The sequence below is a fragment of the Planococcus sp. A6 genome (genome assembly GCF_028823615.1).
In the GTDB taxonomy this organism is placed as follows: domain Bacteria; phylum Bacillota; class Bacilli; order Bacillales_A; family Planococcaceae; genus Planococcus.
The window spans coordinates 1-3,463 of sequence record NZ_JAPEHT010000208.1 but is presented as its reverse complement, the minus strand read 5'-3'; the positions used below and the strand labels follow the sequence as shown (position 1 = coordinate 3,463).

At 52.7% G+C, this 3,463-nt stretch carries 2 protein-coding genes and 1 pseudogene; 1 reads left to right on the top strand and 2 read right to left on the bottom strand.

Going from position 1 to position 3,463, the window contains the following annotated elements; all coding sequences use genetic code 11:
- Positions 1 to 45: 45 nt before the first annotated feature.
- Positions 46 to 1,326, bottom strand: a complete 1,281-nt coding sequence (locus ON064_RS17670) for an alpha/beta hydrolase (RefSeq protein ID WP_274625802.1) — start codon at positions 1,324 to 1,326, stop codon at positions 46 to 48.
- 159 nt (positions 1,327 to 1,485) lie between these two features.
- On the opposite strand from ON064_RS17670, the pseudogene ON064_RS17665 reads away from it, so the two are divergent.
- A pseudogene (locus ON064_RS17665) lies at positions 1,486 to 2,537 on the top strand (LLM class flavin-dependent oxidoreductase).
- Positions 2,538 to 2,582: 45 nt separating this feature from the next.
- Here the strand turns inward: ON064_RS17665 and ON064_RS17660 are convergent.
- Positions 2,583 to 3,463, bottom strand: an 881-nt coding sequence (locus ON064_RS17660) for a putative bifunctional diguanylate cyclase/phosphodiesterase (RefSeq protein WP_274625801.1), incomplete at its 5' end; no start/stop codon positions are given.

Here is a 3,463-nt window from a genome sequence, read left to right as displayed (position 1 = left end):
ATTTTTATGGTTATTTTTTAAAGGAAGTTCAGTACTTGCGATCAATCAATTTTTCAAAAACTCCGCGATTCGATTCACTAAACCGTCGGCGAGCGGCAATTCCGGATCGGCATAAGCCGCCATATTTGCTTGCTGGTCATCCGGCACCGATTTCAGTACGTGATTCATGCCATCGACGATGAGCAGTTCGGAACCGGGTTTCGCTTCGTGGAGCAGTTCTGCATCCCGTACCGGCACTTGCAAATCGCGCGTGCCGCCGACAAATAATGCCTCCGCGTCGAGCTTTTCGACTTGTTCGATCGGGTCATACGCCATCCATGATTGGAGATATGGCTGAACGGATGGACGGAACACTTGCTGCAGTTCCGGGCTTACATCGTCTACCGTTTCACCTTGCGCAAGTTGCTCGAGAATCGCTTCCGCTTCCTCGAATTGTGCGGCAGGCAAAGTACTGAGCTGTTCTTTCAATAATTCATCCGCTGTGCGCCCGACGCCCGTCAGCGATACATAGGAATCGACGCCTTCTTGACTGGCTGCGGCGAGCCCGACGAGCGCTCCTTCACTATGGCCGATGACGGCGACTTTCGAGAAGCGCTCGTCCGCCTTGGCGAAGCGCACCCATGCGGCTGCATCCTGAACGTAATCGTCAAAACGCAAATCCAATTCCTGTACGGCAAGCGAACGGTTATCGCCGATTGCGCGTTTATCGTAGCGGATCACGGCAATGCCTTCCGCCTTGAGATCTTCTGCGAGCATCTTCAGGCTATTGTTTTTGCCGGAGAGAGCCAGCGAGTTGCCATCTTTATCGGTCGGTCCTGAGCCGGCAATCAATATCGCTACGGGATGGGGACCGCCAGTTTCCGGAATTTCTTCGAGTGCTTGCATCATGCCGCCTTCGACTTCCGTTTCGATGATTTTCTCGGGATCGGCGGCTTGTTCTTTTTCGCCGCGTTCGAGTTCAAAAGGGAATTTCTGGTTTTGCTGCGTCATCTGGCCGGTGATTTTTTTCGATTCCAGTGTGCCTTCGAACACCAAGCGTTCGCCTTGCAAGGTAACGTCAAAAGCCACTTCGGGGTCATCGAATTTGATTGTCGATAACGGGTAGTTTTCGACGCCTTGCAGCGGAATGCTTAAGGTGCCTTTGTCTCCAGTGAATTCAATCGAAAACGGGATTGGCTGTCCTGGAACTTCAATTGCACCTTGCCAAAATCCATCGATTTTCGAAGCCGTTTCGCTTTCTGCTGTGTCTTCATTGTTATCGCCGGAACATCCGGCAGCGAGCAGGAGTCCTGCAAGCACCAATGCGGCGGCTGTCCATTTTTTCATCTATTGGCCTCCTAATGCTATAACTTTCTTCTCTAACTAGTTCAGGAGGATCGGGCTCTTCTCCTCCCTCTTTTCAGCCGAATGGATGATTTCCACACCATCGTGCGAGCCGTTATACTGAAAAGGATTGGGAAAACGCAAGGCGAAAGGACGGAGAACATGGAACAATACCGCATCAATCCGAACAACGGCCTCGAGTTCGGCATCTATACACTCGGCGATCATTTGCCGGACCCACATACAGGAAAACGGCAATCGGAAGGGGAGCGGGTCCGCGAGATTATCCGCTTCGCGCAGCTTGCCGAACAGGCAGGCGTCGACTTTGTCGCGAAAGCCATCAGGAATATTTCGCGACGCAAGCGCATTCAGTCGTCCTCTCGGCGATTGCGCAGGCAACCGAAAAAATCAAAGTGTCGAGTTCTTCGACGATCATTTCCACATCCGACCCGGTGCGTGTTTTCGAGGATTTCGCGACAATCGATTTGATCTCGGAAGGGCGCGCGGAAATCATCGCCGGGCGAGCGTCGCGTGTCGGGTTGTTCGATTTGCTCGGCTACGACATCCGCTATTATGAGGAATTGTATGAAGAAAAATTCAAACTGTTGCTTGAAATCAATGAGCAGGAAACCGTCAACTGGAACGGCCGATTCCGTGCATCATTGAAAGATGCACAGATTTTACCGCGCCCGGAAAACGGCCGGCTGCCGATTTGGCGTGCAGTCGGAGGGCATCCATCAAGTGCCGTCAAAGCGGGGCAGGCCGGGGTGCCGATGATGCTCGCGACGCTCGGCGGCCCGGCGGAGACGTTCAAGATGACTATCGATGCCTACCGCAATGCCGCGACAGAAGCAGGATACGACGCAGCGCAATTGCCGGTTGCGACAGCGGGCTTCTTCAACGCCGCCGAAACGACGCAGCAGGCACTTGCGGAATATTATCCACATGTGGATAAAGGGATGGTCAAAACCAATGGCCGTGGTTATCCACAAGAATCATTCCAACACGGCGCGACGAAAGAAAGCGTCATGAATATCGGCAGCCCGCAGCAAATCATCGAGAAGATTCTTTACCAGCACGAACTCTACGGCCATCAGCGCTATATCGCACAGATGGATTTCGGTGGAGTGCCGATGGAGCGCCTCGAGCGCAATCTGGATTTATTGTCGTCGGAAATTTTGCCGGCGGTGCGTAAATACACACGAAAAGATTAACTGAATAAGAAAAAGGCGCGCAGCTTATCCGGCTGCGCGCTTTTTTTATTCCAATAGCTTCGCTGCAGTTCTTGCAGCGATATATTTGGACTCATTGAGAAAGGCGTCGAGGCTTCCTGGTGGCAGAGGCCGGCTGAACAAATAGCCTTGCCCGACGATGCCGAAGGGGTGCAGAAGTTCTGCCTGCTCTTCGAGTTCGATGCCCTCGATGACAATGCGGGCATCGAGGTTTTTTCCGACCTCAATGATGGCCGCGAGGATGAACAAATTGCGCCGGTTGATGAGGACTTCATCAATTAAGGATTTATCGATTTTCAATGTATCGATTTCGACGTTTTTCACGACGTTCAGTGAAGAATAGCCGGCGCCGAAATCATCGATGGCGATGCGCAAACCGAGTGCTTTCAGCTCGCAAATGATGCGGGCAGATTGTTCAATGTCGAGCATGACACTTTCGGTGATCTCGATTTCGAAGCGCCTTGGGTCTGTATTTTCCTGTTCGAAGATCGCGCGCACTTTTTCGCTGAAGTCAGGATCCTTGAATTGGCGCGCCGAGACATTGACGGAAATTTTCTCCGCTGCCTGGCCGAGTGCGCAGAACTCTTTCGCGTCACGGCAAGCCTGGCGGAGCGCCCATTCACCGATCGGCACGATTAGGCCGGTTTCTTCTGCAATCGGGATGAACTCCGACGGCGGCACATTGCCAAATGGCGAGTGCCAGCGCAGCAGCGCTTCGTAGCCAAGTACTTCGCCACTGGCCAAATTGATCTGTGGCTGGTAATGGAGCGCGAACTGCTCATCATCAATCGCTTTTTTCAACGCCTGCTCCATTTGGCTGCGGCGGGTCATCAAACTGTCGAGCTCGCGGGTGAATACCTGGAAATTGTTCTTGCCATTCTCCTTAGCAGAATACATGGCAAAGTCGG

What these genes read in the sequence shown, in the direction of transcription:
- ON064_RS17670 (WP_274625802.1), bottom strand. Translation starts at nt 1,326, where the DNA reads ATGAAAAAATGGACAGCCGCCGCATTGGTGCTTGCAGGACTCCTGCTC.